The 20,795-nt window shown below is 62.5% G+C and carries 18 protein-coding genes; 8 read left to right on the top strand and 10 right to left on the bottom strand.

Going from position 1 to position 20,795, the window contains the following annotated elements; all coding sequences use genetic code 11:
• Positions 1 to 25: 25 nt before the first annotated feature.
• The 5 genes from BT173_RS10490 to ald all read right to left on the bottom strand — a co-directional run bounded on the left by BT173_RS10490 (position 26) and on the right by ald (position 6,215).
• Positions 26 to 1,207, bottom strand: coding sequence for a polyamine ABC transporter substrate-binding protein (locus BT173_RS10490; RefSeq protein WP_072428595.1), 1,182 nt, complete (start codon positions 1,205 to 1,207; stop codon positions 26 to 28).
• An 89-nt stretch (positions 1,208 to 1,296) separates the two neighbouring features.
• Complete coding sequence (locus tag BT173_RS10485) at positions 1,297 to 2,730, bottom strand: aspartate aminotransferase family protein (protein ID WP_072428594.1); 1,434 nt, start codon at positions 2,728 to 2,730, stop codon at positions 1,297 to 1,299.
• Positions 2,731 to 2,799: 69 nt separating this feature from the next.
• Positions 2,800 to 4,128: a glutamine synthetase family protein gene (locus BT173_RS10480; RefSeq protein WP_072428593.1), complete on the bottom strand. Its 1,329-nt coding sequence runs from the start codon at positions 4,126 to 4,128 to the stop codon at positions 2,800 to 2,802.
• A gap of 128 nt (positions 4,129 to 4,256) precedes the next feature.
• Positions 4,257 to 5,009, bottom strand: a complete 753-nt coding sequence (locus BT173_RS10475) for a gamma-glutamyl-gamma-aminobutyrate hydrolase family protein (protein WP_072428592.1) — start codon at positions 5,007 to 5,009, stop codon at positions 4,257 to 4,259.
• A 90-nt stretch (positions 5,010 to 5,099) separates the two neighbouring features.
• Positions 5,100 to 6,215 carry an alanine dehydrogenase gene (ald, locus tag BT173_RS10470; protein WP_072428591.1) on the bottom strand — a complete coding sequence of 372 codons (1,116 nt, stop codon included), beginning with the start codon at positions 6,213 to 6,215 and terminating at the stop codon, positions 5,100 to 5,102.
• A gap of 280 nt (positions 6,216 to 6,495) precedes the next feature.
• On the opposite strand from ald, the gene BT173_RS10465 reads away from it, so the two are divergent.
• Positions 6,496 to 7,065, top strand: a complete 570-nt coding sequence (locus BT173_RS10465) for a cupin domain-containing protein (protein ID WP_139256119.1) — start codon at positions 6,496 to 6,498, stop codon at positions 7,063 to 7,065.
• Positions 7,066 to 7,147: 82 nt separating this feature from the next.
• The gene (locus BT173_RS10460; protein WP_072428590.1) at positions 7,148 to 8,563 is read left to right on the top strand and encodes an aldehyde dehydrogenase family protein; all 1,416 of its coding nucleotides are present in this window, start codon (positions 7,148 to 7,150) and stop codon (positions 8,561 to 8,563) included.
• A 74-nt stretch (positions 8,564 to 8,637) separates the two neighbouring features.
• On the opposite strand, the gene BT173_RS10455 is transcribed toward BT173_RS10460, so the two are convergent.
• The 4 genes from BT173_RS10455 to BT173_RS10440 form a co-directional block, all read right to left on the bottom strand.
• On the bottom strand, positions 8,638 to 9,570 hold the full coding sequence (locus BT173_RS10455; protein ID WP_084658421.1) for a carbohydrate kinase family protein: 933 nt from the start codon (positions 9,568 to 9,570) through the stop codon (positions 8,638 to 8,640).
• Positions 9,570 to 10,601 carry an ABC transporter permease subunit gene (locus tag BT173_RS10450; RefSeq protein WP_308417576.1) on the bottom strand — a complete coding sequence of 344 codons (1,032 nt, stop codon included), beginning with the start codon at positions 10,599 to 10,601 and terminating at the stop codon, positions 9,570 to 9,572. The genes BT173_RS10455 and BT173_RS10450 overlap by 1 nt, the downstream gene beginning before the upstream one ends.
• Positions 10,602 to 10,661: 60 nt before the next feature.
• The gene (locus tag BT173_RS10445; RefSeq protein ID WP_072428643.1) at positions 10,662 to 12,158 is read right to left on the bottom strand and encodes a sugar ABC transporter ATP-binding protein; all 1,497 of its coding nucleotides are present in this window, start codon (positions 12,156 to 12,158) and stop codon (positions 10,662 to 10,664) included.
• Between the two features lie 72 nt (positions 12,159 to 12,230).
• Positions 12,231 to 13,175, bottom strand: a complete 945-nt coding sequence (locus BT173_RS10440) for an ABC transporter substrate-binding protein (RefSeq protein ID WP_072428587.1) — start codon at positions 13,173 to 13,175, stop codon at positions 12,231 to 12,233.
• A 255-nt stretch (positions 13,176 to 13,430) separates the two neighbouring features.
• Between BT173_RS10440 and BT173_RS10435 the strand changes: the two genes are divergently transcribed.
• The gene (locus BT173_RS10435; protein WP_072428586.1) at positions 13,431 to 14,495 is read left to right on the top strand and encodes a LacI family DNA-binding transcriptional regulator; all 1,065 of its coding nucleotides are present in this window, start codon (positions 13,431 to 13,433) and stop codon (positions 14,493 to 14,495) included.
• A 102-nt stretch (positions 14,496 to 14,597) separates the two neighbouring features.
• Positions 14,598 to 15,482 (top strand): hypothetical protein, encoded by an 885-nt coding sequence (locus tag BT173_RS10430; RefSeq protein WP_084658417.1) that lies wholly within the window; start codon positions 14,598 to 14,600, stop codon positions 15,480 to 15,482.
• A gap of 34 nt (positions 15,483 to 15,516) precedes the next feature.
• On the opposite strand, the gene BT173_RS10425 is transcribed toward BT173_RS10430, so the two are convergent.
• Entirely contained in the window at positions 15,517 to 15,984 is a 468-nt protein-coding gene (locus BT173_RS10425) for a MarR family winged helix-turn-helix transcriptional regulator (RefSeq protein WP_072428585.1), read from the bottom strand.
• 303 nt (positions 15,985 to 16,287) lie between these two features.
• On the opposite strand from BT173_RS10425, the gene BT173_RS10420 reads away from it, so the two are divergent.
• From BT173_RS10420 to BT173_RS10405, 4 genes are all read left to right on the top strand, one after another.
• Entirely contained in the window at positions 16,288 to 17,604 is a 1,317-nt protein-coding gene (locus BT173_RS10420) for a multidrug effflux MFS transporter (RefSeq protein ID WP_072428584.1), read from the top strand.
• A gap of 219 nt (positions 17,605 to 17,823) precedes the next feature.
• On the top strand, positions 17,824 to 19,257 hold the full coding sequence (locus BT173_RS10415; RefSeq protein ID WP_072428583.1) for a circularly permuted type 2 ATP-grasp protein: 1,434 nt from the start codon (positions 17,824 to 17,826) through the stop codon (positions 19,255 to 19,257).
• Entirely contained in the window at positions 19,254 to 19,826 is a 573-nt protein-coding gene (locus BT173_RS10410; protein WP_084658415.1) for a GNAT family N-acetyltransferase, read from the top strand. The genes BT173_RS10415 and BT173_RS10410 overlap by 4 nt, the downstream gene beginning before the upstream one ends.
• Complete coding sequence (locus BT173_RS10405; RefSeq protein ID WP_072428582.1) at positions 19,827 to 20,795, top strand: alpha-E domain-containing protein; 969 nt, start codon at positions 19,827 to 19,829, stop codon at positions 20,793 to 20,795.

Raw genomic sequence — 20,795 nt, 5'->3', positions numbered from 1 at the left:
GACCTAGGCCGGCCCCCGTGGGACCTTACTTGGATGCCTTAAACTGATTGAAATACCGGGTAATCAGCTTCTGCGCCTCTTGCTCGATCGGCTTCTTCGCTTGCAAGGTCGCCATGGCTTCCTGGCTCAGGAAAATCTTCGGATCGTTGGCGATCTCCGGATTCACAAACTCGGTGGCCTTCAGGTTCGGGTTGGCATAGTTCACATAATTGGAAATGCCAGCCGCCACCTTGGGATCGAGAATGTGGTTGATCCAATGGTGCGCATTTTCGACATTCTGGGCATCCTTGGGAATAGCCATATTGTCGATCCACAGGATCGTGCCGCTCTTGGGCACCACATATTCGATGTTCTGGCCGTTCTTGGCCTCCACCGCGCGGTTCTTGGCGATATAGGTATCGCCATTGAACGCCATGGCCACGCACACATCGCCATTGGCCAGCAGGTCGATCGGCGAGGAGTTGAACACGCGCACGTCCTTGCGCACCTTCTTCAGCGTTTCGGTAGCGGCCTTGAGCTGGGCTTCGGAATGATCATTGGCATCCTTGCCCAGATAAATATTCACCATCGAGTACACATCGCTACCGGTATCCATGAAGGAAATGCCGCAGGACTTCAGCTTGCTGGTGTACTTGGGGTTGAAGATCAGCTCCCACTCATTGGCCGGCATAGACTCGCTACCCAGTGCAGCCTTGACCTTGTCCACATTGATGCCGAAGGCCGTGGTGCCCCACATATATGGCACCAGGAATTTATTGCCCGGGTCGGCCGCCTCGGCCTTTTTGAGGATTTCCGGGTTCAGATTCGCGTAATTGGGAATCTTGCTGCGATCGATCTCGGCATAGATGCCCGACTGGATCTGCTTGGCTGCGAACTCGAGCGAAGGCACTACCAGGTCATAGCCGGACTTGCCGGTCATCAATTTGGCCTGCAGCACCTCATTGCTGTCGTAGACGTCGTACTTGACCTTGATGCCGGTGGCTTTTTCGAAATCTGCCAGCGTGGTCTCGCCCAGATAATCGTTCCAGTTGTAGATATTGAGCTGCCCGCCGGTCTTGGCCGGTTCGGGTGCAGCAGCAGCGACGGGCTCGGCCGGGGCCGGTTCGGTTTTCGGTGCTTCTTCCTTCTGACCGCACCCTGCCAGTGCAAAAGCTGCACCAAGCGCGAGCGCCAGAACGGACTTCGAATACTGCTGCTGTGTAGCCATCAACACTTCTCCTTGGGTGGAACGAAATACGGACGGAACCTGCAAGAATCATGCACACGCCCCGCTTGAACGGGAGCGTGTGCAATGAATTACACCATACCGAGGTCGCGGGCAGTCAGGCCGATGCAGTGCGCGGCTTTTTCCACCACTTCGTCGATCTCGTGCTTATTGATCACCAGCGGCGGGCTAAGCAGCATGCGGTCACCGGTGGCACGCATGATCAGATTGTTCTTGAAGCAGTAATCGCGGCACTTGAGCCCGATCTCGCCGCCATTGGCAAAGCGCTTGCGGCTGGCCTTGTCCTCGGTCAGCTGCATGCCGGCCACCAGGCCCGCGCCGGCAATCTCGCCTACCAGCGGCGAAGCGGCCAGCGCCTCACGCAGCGCCTTCTGGAAGTAAGGGCCGGTTTCGTTCTTCACCCGCTCGATCACGCCGCCTTCGCGCAGGATCTTGATATTGGCCACCGCCACCGCAGCCGCCACCGGGTGACCCGAATAGGTCAGGCCATGGTTGAAGTCGCCACCGGCAATCAGCGCATCCGCCACTTTCTTGCGGATCGCCACCGCGCCCATCGGGATGTAACCGCTGGTCAGGCCCTTGGCCAGGGTCATGGTGTCGGGCTCGAAGCCGAAATGCTGGTGGGCGAACCATTCACCGGTGCGACCAAAGCCACCGATCACCTCATCGGCACACAGGAGCACATCGTACTGACGGCAGATGCGCTGGATTTCCGGCCAGTAGCTCTCGGGCGGGAAGATCACGCCGCCGGCGCCCTGGAAGGGTTCACCGATAAAGGCGCCCACATTCTCGGCACCCAGCTCGAGAATCTTGGCTTCTAGCTCACGCGCGCACTTGAGGCCGAACTCGGCCGGGCTCAGATCGCCGCCATCGCCAAACCAGTAAGGCTGGCTGATATGGACGATGTTCGACACCTGGGACGGCATCTGCTCATGCATATAGTCCATGCCGCCCAGCGAGGCGCCGGCAATGGTCGAGCCGTGATAACCGTTCTTGCGCGAGATGATGTAGCGCTTCTTCGGCTGACCGACCGCGGCCCAGTACTGATGCACAATGCGCAGCACCGTGTCATTGCCCTCGGAACCCGAGTTGCAATAGAAGAAGTGCTCGAAGCCGCCCGGGGTGACTTCGCTGAGCAGCTTGGATAGCTCGATCACCGGCGGGTGGGTGGTCTTGAAGAAGGTGTTGTAGTAAGGCAGCTCCAACATCTGCTTGTAGGCAACCTCGGCCAGTTCCTTGCGGCCATAACCGACGTTCACGCACCACAGGCCGGCCATGCCGTCGATGATCTTGTTGCCGTCCGAATCCCACAGATAGACGCCCTCGGCACGGGTGATCACCCGACTGCCCACCTTGTTCAGCGAACCCATATCGCTGAATGGGTGCAGATGGTGGGCCGCATCCAGCTGCTGCCATTCCTGGGTGCTGCGCGCTGCAAAGACGCTGCCGCCGGCCTTGTGTGCCTCGGCGTGAATCGCCGGACGGTTTTCAAACAGATTGCTCATGAGATTCTCCAACGGGGCCGCTTGTGGCGGCCGAGGATTTACAGATACCAATGCAGGCGCGGGGGCGCTTTATACATTAAGCAGCAGGTGATTTCGCTCCCAGGAGCTGATCACGCGGAAGAAGGTGTCGTATTCCTTTTCCTTCACCGCGCAGAACGCGCGGACAAAGTCGGCACCGAACACCTCGGCGATATCGGCCGAGTCGCGCATCGCCTCGATCGCATCTTCCTGATGACGGGGCAGATCGTAGTCGAGGTCGTAGCCGCTGGTGGCCATCGGGTCGGTGGGCTTGAGGCCCTTGACCATGCCCAGATAGCCGCAAGCCAGCGTGGCCGCCATGGCCAGATAGGGGTTCACATCCACGCCCGGCACGCGGTTCTCGACTCGGCGCGCTTCCGGGCCGGAGTTGGGAATGCGGATGCCGACGGTGCGGTTGTCATAGCCCCACTGCAGATTGATCGGCGCGGCGGTGTAGCGGCTCAGGCGACGGAAGCTGTTCACAAACGGCGCCATGATGGGCATCACGGCCGGCATGAAACGTTGCAGGCCGGCGATATAGCTTAAGAAGAGATCAGACGGGCCACCGTCAGCGTTCGAGAACACATTGTTGCCGTGCTTGTCGGTCACACTCTGGTGGATATGCATGGCGCTGCCCGGCTCGTTCTGCATAGGCTTGGCCATGAAGGTCGCGTAGATGTTGTGGCGCAAGGCGGTTTCGCGCACCACACGCTTGAACAAGAACACGCGATCGGCCAGGTCGAGCGCGTCGCCGTGCACGAAGTTGATTTCCATCTGGCCGGCGCCCACTTCGTGAATCAGCGTATCCACATCGAGGCGCATCGCATCGCTGTACTCGTACACATCTTCGAAATAGGGGTCGAACTCGTTCACTGCGTCGATGCTGTAGCTCATGCGACCAGTTTCCGAGCGGCCGGTGCGGCCAATCGGCGGCTTGAGCGGAATATCCGGGTCGATATTGCGCTCTACCAGATAGAACTCCAGCTCCGGCGCCACCACGGGCTTCCAGCCACGGTCCTCATACAGTTTGAGGATCTTGCGCAGCACATAGCGCGGCGAGATATCGACCGGGCTGCCGTCGAAGTTCACGCAGTCATGAATGACCAGCGCGGTCGGATCGGGCGCCCAGGGCACCATGCGCACCGTGTTCAGATCGGGCACGCAGATGATGTCCGGATCGGTCGGACCGGTAATCGTGTCGTCGTCCGGCCAGTCGCCGGTGACGGTCTGGATCAGCACCGCCTTGGGCAGACGCATATTGGCCGAGTTGAACTGGCTCTTGGGCAGAATCTTGCCGCGCGCCACCCCGGTCATATCAGGGACGACGCACTCCACCTCGGTGATGGCGTTTTCACGGAAAAAGTCTTGGAACTGGTTCATTGCCATACATTTCTTTACCGCTCCGCGGTAAACCTCCGGTTATGGGCAAGCCGGCAAACATTGGAAAGCGCGGCGAGGCGGATTCCTCGTCGCTTTCCGACATTTCCCTTAGCCGTGCAGGGGCACGGCTAGCGGCTTGCTTGGTAGCGCCGACAATCGTCGCCAAAAGCCTTGAACAGGCTCGCGGACAACGGGTTGCTGGCGTATTGCCACTCTGGGTGCCACTGCACCGCAAGCGCAAAGGCTTGGGCGTCCTTGACCGAGAACGCCTCAACCAGGCCATCCGGCGCGGTGGCTTCGGCCATGAGGCCCGCCCCCAGACGCTCGACACCCTGGTTATGAATCGAATTGACCTGGTATTCGCCCAGGCCGCTGGTGCGTTGAATCAGGCCGCCGGCGCTGAACTGCACCGGATGGGCCGGGCCGTACTGGACCTCCAGCGTGGCGTCGCTGTCCTCGCGGTGGTCCATCATGCCTGGCGTTTCATGCACTTTTTGCAGCAGCGAGCCGCCAAACACCACATTCATTTCCTGGAAGCCGCGACAAATGGCAAACACCGGGATGCCGCGGGCAATGGCCGCCTTCATCAAGGGCATGGCGGTTTTGTCACGGGCGGTATCCAGATTCTGCCCTTCAGGCAGCGTGGGCCCGTTGTACAGCTGCGGGTCGACCATGGACACGCTGCCGGTGAACAGGAAGCCGTCGACCAGATCGAGGATGGACTCGAAATCCTGCTGCTCCCCCAGCGCCGGTACCAGCATGGCCAGGCAGTCTGCGCCGCCCACCACCGCACTAATGTATTTCTCGCCCACACAGTGGAAAGGATGCAGGCCCAGCTGCTTGCGATCGGCCACCAGTGCGACCAGCGGTTTGCGTTTCATGCCTTACTGCCCTCTTGTTTCAAGATGCACCCAAGCCGCGAGGCCATGGGGTGCGGTGCTACCAATTAATCAGATGCGTTTTACAGCGCACTAGCCCAACAGGCTGTCCGGCGCCACATAGTCATAACCGAGGTCGCGCGCCACGGCGGCATAGGTCAGCTTGCCCTGACAGACATTCAGACCGTTCTTCAGATGCGCGTCATCGCGCAGCGCCTGCTGCCAGCCTTTGTTGGCAATTGCGACCGCGTGCACGAGCGTGGCATTGGTCAGCGCGATGGTGGAGGTGCGCGCCACACCACCCGGCATATTCGCCACGCAGTAGTGGGTCACGCCTTCCACCACATAGGTCGGGTCCTGATGGGTGGTGGCCTTGGAGGTTTCGAAGCAGCCGCCCTGGTCAATCGCCACATCCACCAGCACCGAGCCGGGCTTCATCAGGCGGAGCATATCGCGGCTGACCAGCTTGGGGGCGGCAGCGCCGGGAATCAGCACTGCGCCGATCACGGCATCGGCCTGCTTGAGTTCGCTCTCGATCGCATCCTGGGTCGAGTACAGGGTCTTGATACGGCCGCCGAAGGTTTCATCGATCTCCTTCAGGCGCGGCAGCGAGCGATCCAGAATGGTGACTTCGGCGCCCAGGCCTGCCGCCATGCGCGCCGCATGGGTACCCACCACCCCGCCGCCGATCACGGTTACATGACCCGGTGCCACGCCGGGCACGCCGCCCAGCAGCACGCCCGAGCCACCGGCCGATTTTTCCAGCGCACGCGCCGCAGCCTGGATGGCCATGCGACCAGCCACTTCCGACATCGGCGCCAGCAGCGGCAGGCCGCCGCGCGCATCGGTGACGGTTTCATAGGCAATCGCCACGCAGCCCGACTTGATCAGCGCCGCTGTCTGCTCAGGATCCGGCGCCAGATGCAGATAGGTATACAGAATCTGGCCTGGGCGCAGCATCGCGCACTCGGCGGGCTGAGGCTCCTTGACCTTGATGATCATCTCGGCGCGCTTGAAGATTTCTTCGGCTGCGCTCACGATCTGCGCCCCGGCAGCAATGTATTGCTCATCGGGGAAGCCAATCGCGCTGCCAGCCTGGGTTTGCACCAGGATATCGTGGCCGTTGCGCTTGAGTTCCTTGACGCCGGCGGGTGTCAAACCCACGCGGTACTCATGGTTCTTTATTTCCTTGGGTACGCCGATCAGCATGCTGTTGTCTCCGTTTTATATGGGTGCTCGTGGCACCGTTCATCCCTGCCTTGGTGCGTCAAACATTCTCAACGCAACGCCGCAGTGCAATGTCCAATATATTAAACACCGCCGCTAGAACCCAGCACAAGCAAGATCGGTTGTGCGCCGCAATAAGCCTATTATCAATGACTTTGCGTCAATACGGCGCTTGTCAGATGCGCAAAGGCCGTATAATTTCCCACCACAGAGTGTTCACTATTTTGGACACCCTCAACACTCGATTAGCAAGGAAGATGCCATGTCACTGGAAGTCAGCACCCGGCTCAAGCTGGTTCGCGAGAAGCACGCGCTATCGCAACGCGAGCTAGCCAAGCGCGCCGGGGTGACCAATAGCACCATCTCGCTGATCGAGCAGAACCGGGTCAGCCCGTCGATCTCCTCGCTGAAGAAGGTGCTCGATGGCGTGCCGATGAGCCTGGCGGAGTTCTTTACCTTTGATATAGAGGAACCCGCCCGCCCTTCGCCGTTTTTTGAACGCGAGCAGATGCCGGATATCGGCGGCGAAGGCGTGCAGCTCTTCCTGGTGGGGCATGGCGTGCAGAATCGCCATATCACCATGTTGCGCGAAATCTATGAAGCCGGCGCCGATACCGGCGCCGAGATGCTCAGCCATGCCGGCCAGGAGGTGGGCATGGTAGTGCGCGGCGAGATCGAATTGACTGTGGCCGAGCAAAGCCGCGTGCTCAAGCCCGGTGAAGGCTATTACTTCGATTCCACCCTGCCGCACCGTTTCCGCAACCTCAGCCAGCAGGAAGCGGAAATCGTCAGCGCCAGCCTGGTCAGCCCGAACGCCGCACCCAGTTTCTGATACCTGCTTACTGCTTCCCTATTGCAAGCCTAGCTGGCGGCCCGCCGTCAGTCTTCTCAAGAACCCTCGCTGGAGAGCGCATATGCAACGCTTCGACAAACTGTTCATCAATGGCGCCTGGGTCGCGCCGCACGGTAGTGGCTACACCACCGTGGTCAATCCGGCCACCGAGGAAGCCTTTGCCGAGGTCTGCAATGCCGACCTCGACGATGTGAATGCCGCCTTCGCTGCCGCGCGCGCCGCCTTCCCGGCCTGGTCGCAGACCACGGCAGCCGAGCGCGCCGAATGGATACGCAAGCTGCATGCGGCGCTGGAAAAACGTAAGGATCAGCTCGCACTGGCCATTACCCAGTCCATGGGCTGTCCGCTGGAAATCGCCAAGATCATCCAGGTCAACTGCGTGAAAGCCTTCGAGAAGTTCGCCGAGCGCGCGTACGAGATGGAAAAGGAAGTGCGCGCCGGCAGTTCGCTGATCGTGCGCGAGCCGGTTGGCGTATGCGCCTTCATCACCCCGTGGAACTACCCGCTCTACCAGCTGATCGGCAAGGTCGCTCCGGCCCTGGCCACCGGCTGCACCATGGTGCTCAAGCCCTCGTCCGTCACCCCGCTGCAGGACCTGATCTTTGCCGAGGCGGTGGAAGAGATCGGTTTACCCAAGGGGGTATTCAATCTGATCACCGGCCGCGGCGGCGTGCTAGGCGACGCCATGGTCACCCACCCGGAAGCCGATATGGTGTCCTTCACCGGCTCCACGGCCACTGGCAAACGCATCCAGCGCCTGGCGGCCGATAGCATCAAGCGCGTTTGCCTCGAACTGGGTGGCAAATCGGCCTTTATCATCACCGCCGACGCGCCGCTGGAGAAGGCGCTGACCTCGGGCATCAAAGACGTGATGATCAACTCGGGCCAGACCTGTATTGCCACCACGCGCATCCTGGTGCCGGCCAGCCAGTACGAGGAGGCTGCCGCCATCGCCAAACGGGTGACCGAGAGTCTGAAGGTGGGCGACCCGATGGACAAGGACAGCTTCGTCGGCCCGATGAGCTCGATGGGCCAGCGCGACACCGTACTCGCCTATATCCAGAAGGGCCTGGACGAGGGCGCCAAGCTATTGACTGGCGGTCTGGCGCGCCCGGCGGGCCTCGACAAGGGCGCCTATGTGCAGCCGACCATCTTCCGCGATGTGCATAACAAGATGACCATTGCTCAGGAAGAGATCTTTGGCCCGGTGATCTGCTTGATTCCCTACCGCGATGTGGCCGAGGCAATCGAGATCGCCAATGACAGCATTTATGGCCTGTCCGGCGCAGTCTGGGCCGGCACCCAGGAAGAAGCGATCCGCATCGCGCGGCAGATTCGCACCGGCGGCGTGTATATCAATGGTGGCGACTTCAATTACGACGCGCCACTGGGCGGCTACAAGCAGTCGGGCAATGGTCGTGAATGGGGCGACTTCGGCATCCACGAGTTCTATGAGATCAAGTCGATGCAGCTGTAAACCAACTTTTGCCAGACAGCAAAAAGCCACGCACTGCGTGGCTTTTTTACTGCCCGCGCCGGCAAGCCAGCGCCCTAGCTCAGCGCGCTGGCCTGGGTGCGCGCATACAGCATGGCCACGGTATCAAGATCAGGCGGACTCGCACCCGCGCTCAGGCAGGCACCGGCACCGGCCGCCACCGAGAAGCGCAGGTGCTCCTTCCAGCCACGCTCGGGTTGGGTGATCAGGCTGTACAGCAAGCCGCCGGCACTCGCATCGCCCGCCCCCACGCTGTCGACCACCGCAATCTCGGGCGGCACAGCCTGCCAAGCCAGTTCGCCCAGGTGCAGCGAGGCGCCTGCCGCACCGCGCGTGTACAGCACAGCCGCCGCCGGATTCAGCGCCCGCAGTCGCTGGAAGCTCACGTCGACATCCTCGCTGCGAAACAGACCAAGCAGGTCCTCATCCGACACCTTGATCAAGTCGGCCAGGCCAGCCATGGTGCGCAGCGTGCTGTCGTAGCGTGCGTCCATCACGGCGCGGAAATTCGGGTCATAGCTGATCTTGACCCCCGCCAGTTTGAGCTGCCCGGCCAGCCCCAGCAGCTTGCCCGCCAGCGGCTCGCGCGCGAGGCTAATCCCGCAGAAATGCACCCAGCGCGCCGCCTGCATCCAGCCTTCGGGCAACTCATCCGGCGCGAAGTGCAGATCGGCGCTGTTATCGCCGACGAAGAAATACTTGGGCGGGTGCAGCTCATGCACGACGGCCAGCAGGGGTGAGGCAGCGCAGCGCTGCAGGAAGCGCAGGTCGAGTCCGGCCGCTTCGCTGGCCTGGTAGAGATCCTGACCAAAGCAGTCACGGCTGATCGCGCCGGCAAACGCGCTGGGCAGACCCAATTTCGCCATCACCCGCGCCACATTCCAGGTGGCACCACCTACCAGGCTGCGCCAGCTATCCGGGCCGGTGCGCACCAGATCAGTCAGCGCTTCGCCGGCAGCGACAAAGATCGGTAGTTCACGCGCTGCCATCAGTTTTGCGCCTGCTGTTGCTGGCGCCATTTGTCCAGCAGCACGGCCAGCACGATGACCGCGCCCTTGGCCACGTATTGCCAGAAAGAGGACACGCCCAGGATGGTCAGGCCGTTATTCATCACCCCGATGATCAGCGCACCAATCACCGTCCCGAAGATGCTGCCCACGCCGCCCATCAGGCTGGTGCCGCCCAGCACCACCGCGGCAATCGCGTCCAGCTCGTAGCCACTGCCCCAGTTGCCATTCGCACCATACAGGCGTGAGGCGCTCATGGCGCCGCCCACACCGGCGAACAGGCCGCTGATGGCATAGACGAATAGCAGCACCGTGCCGACCTTGATGCCGGTCAGCCTGGCCGCTTGTGGATTGCCGCCTACCGCATAGATATGCAGGCCCAGGGTGGTTTTGCGCAGGATGAACCAGCTCAGGCCGACCACGCCGGCCGCCACCCACACCAACCAGGGCAGGCCGAGGAAGTCGCCATTGCCCAGCCATTCAAAGCTCGGGATATCCATATTCAGCACCGAGGTGCCGTCGGCAAACAGATAGGCCGCACCGCGCAGGGCGGTCATGGTGCCCAGGGTGACCACGAAGGGGTTGATCTTGAACCAGGCCACCAGCATGCCGTTCAGCAGACCACAGGCCAGCCCGGCCAGCAGGAAGACCGGCAGGGCCGCGTTCGGGAAGTTGGCCGGCAGCGAGGTGATCATGCCGAGCACCGCCGCCACCGCCAGCACCGAACCGACCGAGAGATCGATGCCCGCGGTCAAGATGACGAAGGTCATGCCCGAGGCGAGCACCAGATTGATCGAGGTCTGGCGCAGGATGTTCATGCTGTTGTCCAGCGTCATGAAATTGGACGTGCCATCCGCGCTGAAATACAGGGTCAGGAAATAAAAGCCGAAATAGAACAGGATCAGCACCGGCAGCATGCCAGCCCGGCTGAAGATGGCAGCGGCGCTGAGTGGCGCGCGCTCGGTCTGGCTGTGCATGGGTGTAGCCCCGAAGGTGACAGGATTGCTCTGCATGATAGGTCTCCAAAGTGGCGCTGCCGGCCCGGGGCCTGCACGCCATCAACAAGGCGGCGTCTAGGCCGCGGCCAGATGGGTGGCAAGACCCATGATGTTTTCCTGGGTGATGGCGGCGCCGCTCAGCTCGCCGCTGATGGCCCGTTCACGCATCACCAGCACGCGGTCACACAGGCCGACGATCTCAGGCAGCTCGCTGGAGATCACCAGCACCGCCACACCCGCCTCGGCCAGCTCATGGATGATCTTGTAGATCTCGGCCTTGGCGCCCACATCCACGCCACGGGTTGGCTCATCCAGGATCAGGATGCGCGGCTTGATGGCCAGCCAGCGCGCCAGCAGGATCTTCTGCTGATTGCCGCCCGACAGCCCGCCGACGATGCCACGCGCGCCCGGCACCTTGACCTGCAGCCGCGTGATCGCCTGCTCGCTCAGTTCAAGCAGCGCACGCTGATTGACCACCCCGGCGCGTGCATGTTGGGGCAGCACATTCATGCTGATATTGGCCATGGCCGACAACTGCAGGAACAGGCCCTGGCCCTTGCGGTCCTCTGGCAGATAGCCGATGCCGAGGCGGATGGCGTCCAGCGGCTGAGCAATCTTCACCGGCTTGCCATCCACGCGGATCTCACCCTGCTGGCGCGCATCGGCACCGAAGATCAGCCGCGCTAGCTCAGTGCGCCCCGCCCCCACCAGGCCAGCCAGGCCCAGCACCTCGCCGCCATGCAGCTTGAAGCTGGCGGGGCGGATATGGGAACTGGCCAGCTGCTCGACCTCCAAGCGCACCGGCCCCTGGCGACGTTCGCGGCCATGTTGGTAGAAATCCCCGAGCGGACGACCGACCATCATCTGGATCACCTTGTCGGGCGTGGCCTCGGCGCGTGACATCTGGCCCACATAGGCGCCATCGCGCAGCACGGCCACCCGGTCAGCCAGGCGTTCGACCTCGGCCATGCGATGACTGATATAGACGATGGCAATGCCCTCGCTGCGCAATTGCGTGATGACCTCGAACAGCCGCTCGGTTTCGCGGTCGGACAGCGCCGCGGTCGGCTCATCCATGATCAGCACGCGGCTGCGATGAATGAGCGCGCGGGCGATTTCCACCTGCTGCTGGTCGGCAATCGACAGCCGGGCTGCCGGGGTATCAGGGCTGAAGCGGGCGCCCAGCCTGTGCAGCACCTCGGCGGTGCGCGCGCGCATGGCTCGCCGGTCGATACGGCCGAAACTCAGCGTCGGCTCGGCACCGAGGAAGATGTTCTCGGCCACGCTCAGATTGGGCGCTACCGACAGTTCCTGGTAGATGAGGTTGATGCCGGCCGCACGCGCTGCGGCCGGACCGTCGATCTGTGCACGCTGGCCGTCGATGAGGATCTCCCCCTCATCCGGCTGGTACACACCGGACAGCACCTTCATCAGCGTGCTTTTGCCGGCGCCGTTCTCGCCCATCAGGGCCAGCACCGCATGGCTATGGACCTGCAGGTCCACGCCGGCCAGCGCCTGCGTGGCGCCAAAGCGTTTGCGTATGCCGCGCATTTCGAGCACCAGTTGGCCCATGGTCATCTCCTTCTCATCGCAGCGCGCCACGGCCGCACGGCAGACGCCGCGCTGGCCGGGGTGCAGGGAGGCTTAGTTGCGGGTCCAACCCTGGTAGCTGGCGATGTTTTCCTTGGTCACCGGTGGGGTGGGCAGCAGAACCATGGCCTGGGCCGGCTTCTTGCCATTCATCAGCGCATAGCCCATCTGCACGGCCGTGGTAGCCATCTTGTACGGGTTCTGGGCCGTGGAGACGGCGAACAACGCGTTCTTGTTCTTCAGCACGGTCTCGGCATCCGGCGCACCGTCCACCGAGGCGATCAGCTTCACATCCTTGCGCCCGGCTTGGCGGATGGCCAGCTCGGCGCCGATGCCGGTCGGGTCGTTGATGGTGAACACCGCGTCAATCTTCGGATTGGCGGTCAGCAGATTGGCCATCACTTCCATGCCACCGTCGCGGCTGCCCTTTGCGTCCTGGTTCTCGCTCAGCAGCTTGATGCCGGGAAAGCCGGCCAGCACCTTCTTGCAACCGTTCACGCGGTCGATCACCGAGGTCACTGGCGGGCCGTTGACGATCACCACATTGCCCTTGCCACCTATCTTCTGGGCCATGTATTTGCACGATTCGGCACCAGCCATGGTGTTGTCCGACATCACGGTGATATCGGCTCCATCCGCCCCCACATCCACCGCCAGCACCACGATGCCGGCATCGCGTGCCTTCTTGATGGCCGGGGCAATGCCTTTGGGATCGGCGGCATTGACTACGATCATGTCCACCTTATTGGCGATGAAGTTCTCGATCTGCCCGACCTGGGTGTTCAGATCGTACTTGCTGGACACCGTGGTGACCTTGACCCCATTGCCGGCAATCTTCTTGGCGGCATCTTCGGTGCCACGGCCAATGGCGACAAAGAAGGGATTGGCCAGATCGCCCACCGTCACACCGATTGCCTTCAGCGGTTTGGCGGCCAATGCGGGAGCGGTGAAACCAGCCAGGGCGGCGGCCACGATCAAGGCGGACGAAGCGATGCGCATGATGCTGTTTCCTCTTTATGTTTGGGTGAGATGCGATCGACAGCGGCAAGACGGGGATCTGAGCAGCACGCTATCGACGCAACAAAATATACACGTGTAAATTTCCGATTTCAAGTATCTACTCTAAGTTCGACCAGCCAAGCCAAATCCTTTCAAATACAGGGGATATCGGGCAGAATCAGCCTAGATTCGAGCAAAAACTCCGCGCCGTTTGGCGGAATAAAATGTTTACACGTAAAAATTAGGCTGCATGCCATGAGTGATCTTCCCGCCGATCTGCCCAGCAGCGCACCACGCCACGGCCCCGCCACCATGCAGGACGTGGCCGATGCAGCCGGAGTGTCGCGTGTCACGGTGTCCAAGTTTTTCAATGGCGGCGCCTCGCTCAAGCCAGCCACGCGCGAACGCATAGAAGCTGCCTGCCGTACGCTGCAGTACTCGCCCGATCCGCATGCGGTCAGCCTGGTCAAGGGGCGTTCCAATCTGATCGGGGTGGTGCTGCCGGTGATCAGCGAGCCTTATTTCGCCGCCGTGCTGCAAACGCTGGAACAGGAAGCCGCCACGCAGGGGCTGCAGCTGCTGATCCAGAGCTCGGCCAACGACCCGGCGCGCGAAGCCGCCGCACTGCTGGCCCTGAAGGCGATGAAGGTAGCCGGCATCATCATCACGGTTGTCGATTCGATGCAGAATGCCGCCCTGCTGGATAGCTTGGCGCGCGAAATGCGCATCGTGCATTTCGATACCTATCTGACCCCGGCCTGCCACCATGTGCTGAACGACAATCACCAGAGCATCCGCCTCTTGGTCGAGCACTGCCTGGCACGTGGGCGCAAACCGGCCTATCTGGGGGCGCCCCATATCGCCTTTCCTTCGCGCCCCGAGCGGCTGGAAAGCTATCTGGATGCCCTGCGCGCGGCCGGACTCCCCCCTTGCGTGGTGCCGGTGGCCGAGGAAGAGCACACTTGGCGCTTTGAGGCCTATGCGCATAAATATGTGGGCCAGTGGCTGGCCGAGGGGAGCTGGCGCGAGGCGCAGATCGGCGCGCTGGTCTGTGCCACAGACCGGCTTGCACTGGGCGCCATGCGCGCAATGCGTGAACACGGCCTGGAGCCAGGACGCGATCTGCTGGTCTGTGGGCATGACGATCTGAGCTTCAGCGAATATCTGCACCCGGCCCTGACCACCGCGCGCCAGGATGTGGCGCGCCTGGGCCGCGCGGCCATCGAATGCCTGAGCCTGCCGGACGATTACTTCAACGCGCGCCGCCCCTATTTCGAACGCCGCCTGCCAGCCGAACTGGTCATCCGTGAATCGGCCTGAGGCGCCATCCGCCGCAATACTCAGATACAAATTTCGCCGTGCGTGAACCTTGCCGGCAAGGCTACTATCTGAACCCGCATTCCTAGCCCCGCAAAGCCCGCCTTGTCCGCGCCCGAACGTCTGCCCAACGAGACCCAGCTGCACGCCACCAGCCTGTATTGGCAGCGGCGCGAATGGCGCGACCAGGATGTGGAGATCCGCATCCAGCGCAAGACCTTGCTCGGCCTGCTGCTGACCGTGCTGCTGCATGCGGTGCTGTTGTGGCTGTTGCGCGCCAATACCGAATCGAGCGGCATGCCGGCCGATGCGCTGCCGGCGTCCAGCAAGCCGCTGGAAATCAGCCTGCTGGATGAGGAACCTGCCGCCCAGCCCAGCGAGGCGGAAGTGACCGAGCAGCCCGCAGCACCACGGGCCATCCGCCCCAAGCCACCTAAACCGACCGAACAGCCCCAGCCGGATATCGACCTGCCCGCACCGCCACCGCCGATCACCCTGCCGGCGCCCGAAGCGCCGCCAACGCCCGCCCTGGACCTGAGCGTGCCCCAGACCACGGACCTGAGCAGCTATATGCAGCAGATGCGCGAGCGCCGTGCGGCCGCCCAGCGCGCGGCCAGCGGCGAAGCCTCACCACCCATGTCCGATGCCGAGCGGCGCATGGCGAATATTCAGCGCAATCTGCAAAAACCGGGCACCAATGGCATTTTCCAGATCGTCAGCAAGGGTACACTGAGCGCGCAATTCATGTTCAAAGGCTGGAGCGGTCAGGACAGCAGCCGCGCACGCAGCCAGCTATTCGAGGTATCGGTCCCACCGGGCGGCGATATCGAGCGCGCCATGGTCCAGCGCATGATCGCGCTGATCCGCACCCATTACAGCGGCGATTTCAACTGGGAATCACACCGCCAGAACCGCGTGATCGTGCTTTCGGCCCGGCTGGAAGACAATGCCGAGCTGGAAGCCTTCCTGCTGCGCGAGTTCTTTGGCTGAGTACGCACGCGGCGACTGCCAGCCTCTGCAGGCCCTAGTCTGCCGACAACTTGATCAGTAGAACCTGCAGGTTCTGCGCATCCACCTCGTCAAACTTGGCGGTCAGCCGCGATAACCACTCCAGATGGCCGGGCAGCAGCTCGTCGAGCACCGCATTGCCGGCCGCGGTGATCTCGATATGCCAGGAACGTCTATCATCCTGCTGATGATGGCGACGGATCAGATCGCGATCCTCGAGACCATCCAGCACGGTAGTGATGCCGGAGCGGGTCAGACCGGCCTTATCGGCCAGCTCGGAGGGCTTGAGCTGACCGAAATGGCGCAGCAGCAAGAGTGTGATGAACTGCCCTTCCGGCAGCTGGAACTGCGCCAGATTGGCCGTGCACTGCTGGGTCAGCCGCCCAACCACATTCACCAGCTCAATGATCAAGCGGATCCGGTCCGGCGAGATCGCGGGGTAGTGCACCGTCTGCCCGAGCAGGGCCTCATATTTACTCAGCATGATCTTGTACCAAGATGATATTGAGCAAAATCATACGCCGATTCATCAATCACTCGCACACAGCGCCCCGCAACACCTCATTCCCGAACTACAGCGCACAGGCCAAGTGGCATAGCCGTATTAAAGCTCGGCGATTCGACTCTTCTCGCTCACAAGCTGCCGCTTAAACACCACGCCTTGCCTGCCCATCTTGCGCCCCATAGCGGCTGCGCCTACTATTCGCCAATAAATAGTACGCCACAAAATCATTTTCATAAAAATCAATCAGCTGTTTCGACGCTGATACCGGACGAGGAAGTAGCCATGCACGATATCCACAACCGGACCGCTAAGACGGAATCCGACAGACAGACCAAGCACACCGCGCCAAGCGATAAGGCCAGTACCGCTTCAGCCACGCCCGCCAGCGCACGGCCCACCAACTCACCACTTTTCCTGCTCTGGCTGATCATTCTGCTGGCGCCGATCGGCCAGATGGCCATCGATATCTATGTGACCGCCCTGCCCGAGATGGCGCGCGCCTTTGAGGTCGGGCGCAAGGAAATCCAGCTCAGCGTGTCGGCCTATATGATCGCCTTCGCGCTCGGGCAGATCATCTATGGCCCGCTCTGCGATGCCATCGGGCGCAAGCCGGCCTTGCTGGGCGGTATCGCCCTGTATCTGTTCGGCAGCGTGGTGGCCATCCTGGCCGGCAGCCTCGATTGGTTCATCGCCGGCCGCGTGCTGCAGGGCCTGGGCATCACCACCGCCTCGGTGGTGATGAAGGCCATCGCCACCGATAACTTCAAGGGCCCGCAACTGACCAATACCATGACCTATATGGTGATTGCCTGGGGACTGGGGCCCATCGTCGCACCGGTCATCGGGGCGCAACTGCAGGTCGGCTTCGGCTGGCAGAGCAGCCTGTACTTCCTGTTTGGCTATGGTGTGCTGCTGTTCGGCCTGATTGGCTTTGGCTACCGCGAATCGCTGCCGCAGGCCATTCCGCTCAAGCGTGAGCTGCTGGTGCGCAATACCGCACACATCCTGTCCGACCGCGAGTTCCAGCTCTGTTTCATCACCATGGGCCTGTGCTACGCGCTGCTGCTCACCTTCAATATCTGCGCGCCCTTCATGGTGCAGGAGGTCCTGGGCAAGAGCCCGGTGTTCTTCGGCAATGTGGCGCTCAGCATGGGGGCGGCTTACTTCCTCGGCGTGTTTTCCAATCGCATCAATGCCGGGCGTATTGCCCCAGCCAGCCTGTGCCGCGCCGCCGCTACCGCCAGCGCGCTGATCGGCCCAGCCATGCTGTTGCTGGCGTTGAGCCGGCCGCTGGGCCTGTGGGAATTACTGCTGCCCTCGCTGCTGCTGACCTTCCTGGCCGGCGTGATCTACCCGAACCTGATGGGGCGTGGCGTGGCGCGCTTTCCCCAGCTGGCCGGTCTGTCCAGCTCGGTACTCGGCTGCACACTGATGGTCTGCGCCGGCCTAATCACCGCCCTGGCCAGCCTGCTGCCGCTCGATAGCCTGGTGCCATTGGCCAGCCTGTATGCGGCGATTGCCCTGGCCTGCTTCTTCACCGTACGCCGCCTGTATCCGCTCAACCCGGCATCCAGTCTAGCCACCGCCGGCGCCAAATAACGGGCAACCCGCACGCCCTGGGGCATGCTCGGTGGTTTGCGGCGCCCCCTTGCCCCAGGGTAGCGCCCGCTCGCTGCGAAGCCTGGGGGGTTGCGCACCAAATCGGTGCAATACTTGTTTGGCGTCAATGGCGCCATACGCCAAGTACTTGTTCGCTAAGGCCTTACTGGCACCGGCACAGCCCTTGCATTAGGCTGATGCAAACACCCGGGAGCCCCCATGCACGCCCTCACCCTCCCCGCCAACGGTCATTACGACGAAATGCTGCTGCAAAGCGGTGCGATACGACCGCATTACCAGCCGTTTGCCAGCTGGCTGCATGCCCAAACGCCCGAGGCGCTGGCCAAGAAGCGTGCCGAGGCGGATCTCTTATTTCACAAGGTCGGCATCACCTTCGCCGTGTATGGCGATGAGGCCGGTGCCGAGCGGTTGATTCCGTTTGATACCGTGCCGCGCATCGTGCCGAGCAGCGAGTGGCAGATGCTGGAAGCCGGCCTGCGCCAGCGGGTAACCGCGCTGAACCGTTTCCTGTGGGACATCTATCACGAGCACGAGATCATCAAGGCCGGGCTGATGCCGGCCGAGCAGGTGTTTGCCAATGCGCAGTACCAGCCGGCCATGCAGGGCCTCGATCTGCCGCATGGCATCTATGCGCACATCACCGGCGTCGATCTGATCCGCCACAGCGATGGCGGCTATTACGTGCTGGAAGACAATCTGCGCGTGCCCTCGGGCGTCAGCTATATGCTCGAGAACCGCAAGATGATGATGCGGCTCTTCCCCGAGCTGTTCGCGCGCTACCAGGTGGCCCCGGTCGCCCACTACCCGACCCTGCTCTTGAACACGCTGCGCCACGCCAGCACGGCCGATAACCCCACGGTGGTGGTGCTGACGCCCGGCCCGTTCAACTCGGCCTACTTCGAACATGCGTTTCTGGCCCAGCAGATGGGGGTGGAACTGGTCGAAGGCCAGGACCTGTTCGTGAAAGACGACTATCTGTATATGCGCACCACGGTCGGCCCGCAGCGGGTGGACGTGATCTACCGGCGCATCGACGATGCGTTTCTCGACCCGCTCGCCTTCCGCGCCGACTCCATGCTCGGCGTGCCCGGCCTCTTGTCGGTGTACAAGCGGGGCAATGTGATTCTGGCCAATGCGATCGGTACCGGAGTGGCCGATGACAAGTCCATCTACCCCTATGTGCCCGACATGATCCGCTTCTACCTGGGCGAAGAGCCGATTCTGCATAACGTACCAACTTGGCAATGCCGCAAGCCCGAGGACCTCGACCATGTACTGACCCATATGGCCGATCTGGTGGTCAAGGAAGTGCACGGCGCGGGCGGCTACGGCATGCTGGTCGGGCCGGCCTCCACCGCGGCCGAGGTAGCCGATTTCAGAGAACGGGTGCGCGCCAATCCGAGCAATTACATCGCCCAGCCCACGCTATGCCTGTCGAGCTGCCCAACCTTTGTGGATAGCGGCATCGCGCCGCGCCATATCGACCTACGCCCCTTTGTGCTCAGCGGGCGTGAGATCAGCATGGTGGCCGGCGGCCTGACCCGGGTGGCACTCAAGCAGGGCTCGCTGGTGGTGAATTCCTCACAGGGCGGCGGCACCAAGGACACCTGGATTCTGGAGGGGCAGGCATGAATGCCCCCTTGGCATTGGAGATCACGCTGGTCGACGCCAGCGAGGCACCGGCGCTGGTGGCGGAGCTGGCCGAGCTGCTTGTGCACACCGTCGCGCACGGCGCGAGTATCGGCTTTTTGGCCCCGCTCGCCCAGGGCGAAGCCCAAGCCTACTGGCAGGCGGTCTGCGCAGGCCTGCCGGACGGGGAATGGCTCTGGGTGGCCCGTGTGGCCGGTCAGCTGGTCGGCACCGTGCAGCTCTCGCCCTGCCCACGTGCCAATGGGCGCAACCGTGCCGAGGTGTGCAAGCTGATGGTGCATGCCGACTGGCGCGGCCAAGGCATTGCCAGCTTGCTGATGGCAGCGCTGGAGGGCAAGGCGCGCAAGCTCGAACGCGGGCTGCTTTTCCTGGATACCGAAGCCGGCTCGGGCGCCGAGGCGCTTTACCAGTCGCTTGGCTACACGCGGGTGGGCGAGATTCCTGACTACGCCGCCAGCCCGGACGGCCGCCTTCGCCCAACCGCCCTCTATTACAAGCTATTGATCGAGCGCAGCCTGAACCCGCTGCCCGGCGCCGAAAGTGAGGCCTGAATGCTGTCGCGTACCGCTTCGCAGCTGTATTGGATGAGCCGCTATCTGGAGCGCGCCGAGAACCTGGTGCGCATGCTCGATGTGACCCACTCGCTGTCACTGCTGCCGCAGTCGCGCGGCGCCACCACCGAGCTGGCCGCGCCACTGGCGGTCACCGGCAGCCTGGATGCCTACCATGCCAAGCACGACAAGCTAGCGGCCGAACAGCTGTTCAACTTCATGGCGCTCGATCTCGACAACCCGACCTCGGTGCTCAGCTGCCTGAAGTTCGCGCGCGAAAACGCCCATGCGGTGCGCGGCCAGATCACCAGCGAGATGTGGGAGGCGATCAATGCCACCTGGCTGGAAGCCAAGGAAATGCCCAAGCGCGGCATTCCCAGCGTGTCGGCCTTTTTCGACTGGGTGAAGGAGCGCTCGCACCTGTTCCGCGGCGCCACCTATGGCACGCTGCAGCGCAATGATGCCTACTGCTTTATCCGCCTGGGCACCTTTATCGAACGCGCCGACAACACCGCCCGCCTGCTCGATGTGAAATCGCAGCTGATTGCCCCGGCCCAGCCCAGCCTGATGCCGGTAGATGCGCCGGCCGAGAGCGCACCCGACTTCTACGCCTGGAGCGCACTGCTGCGCTCGCTGTCCGCCTTCGAGGCCTACCACGCCGCCTACCGCGATGCACTGGATGGCCGGCGTGTAACCGAACTCTTGATCCTGCGCCCCGATGTGCCGCGCAGCCTGCGTGCCTGCTGCGACGAAATCCGCGCCATCCTGCCGCAGATCGAGGCTGGCATCGGCGCGCAAGATGCCGGGCGCGATGTGAAGAAGCTGGCCGGCAAATTGGCCATCCAGATCGAATACGGCTCGGTGGATGAGATCCTGGCGCTCGGCCTGCATGAATGGCTGACCGGTTTTCTGCAACGCTCGGCACGCATCAGCGAAGCGGTGCGCGAAGCCTATCTGGAAGCGACCTGA

Origin of the sequence: Chitinimonas taiwanensis DSM 18899, from assembly GCF_900119825.1 — a bacterium.
GTDB classification, from domain to species: domain Bacteria; phylum Pseudomonadota; class Gammaproteobacteria; order Burkholderiales; family Chitinimonadaceae; genus Chitinimonas; species Chitinimonas taiwanensis.
This window is presented reverse-complemented; position numbering and strand designations above follow the sequence as displayed.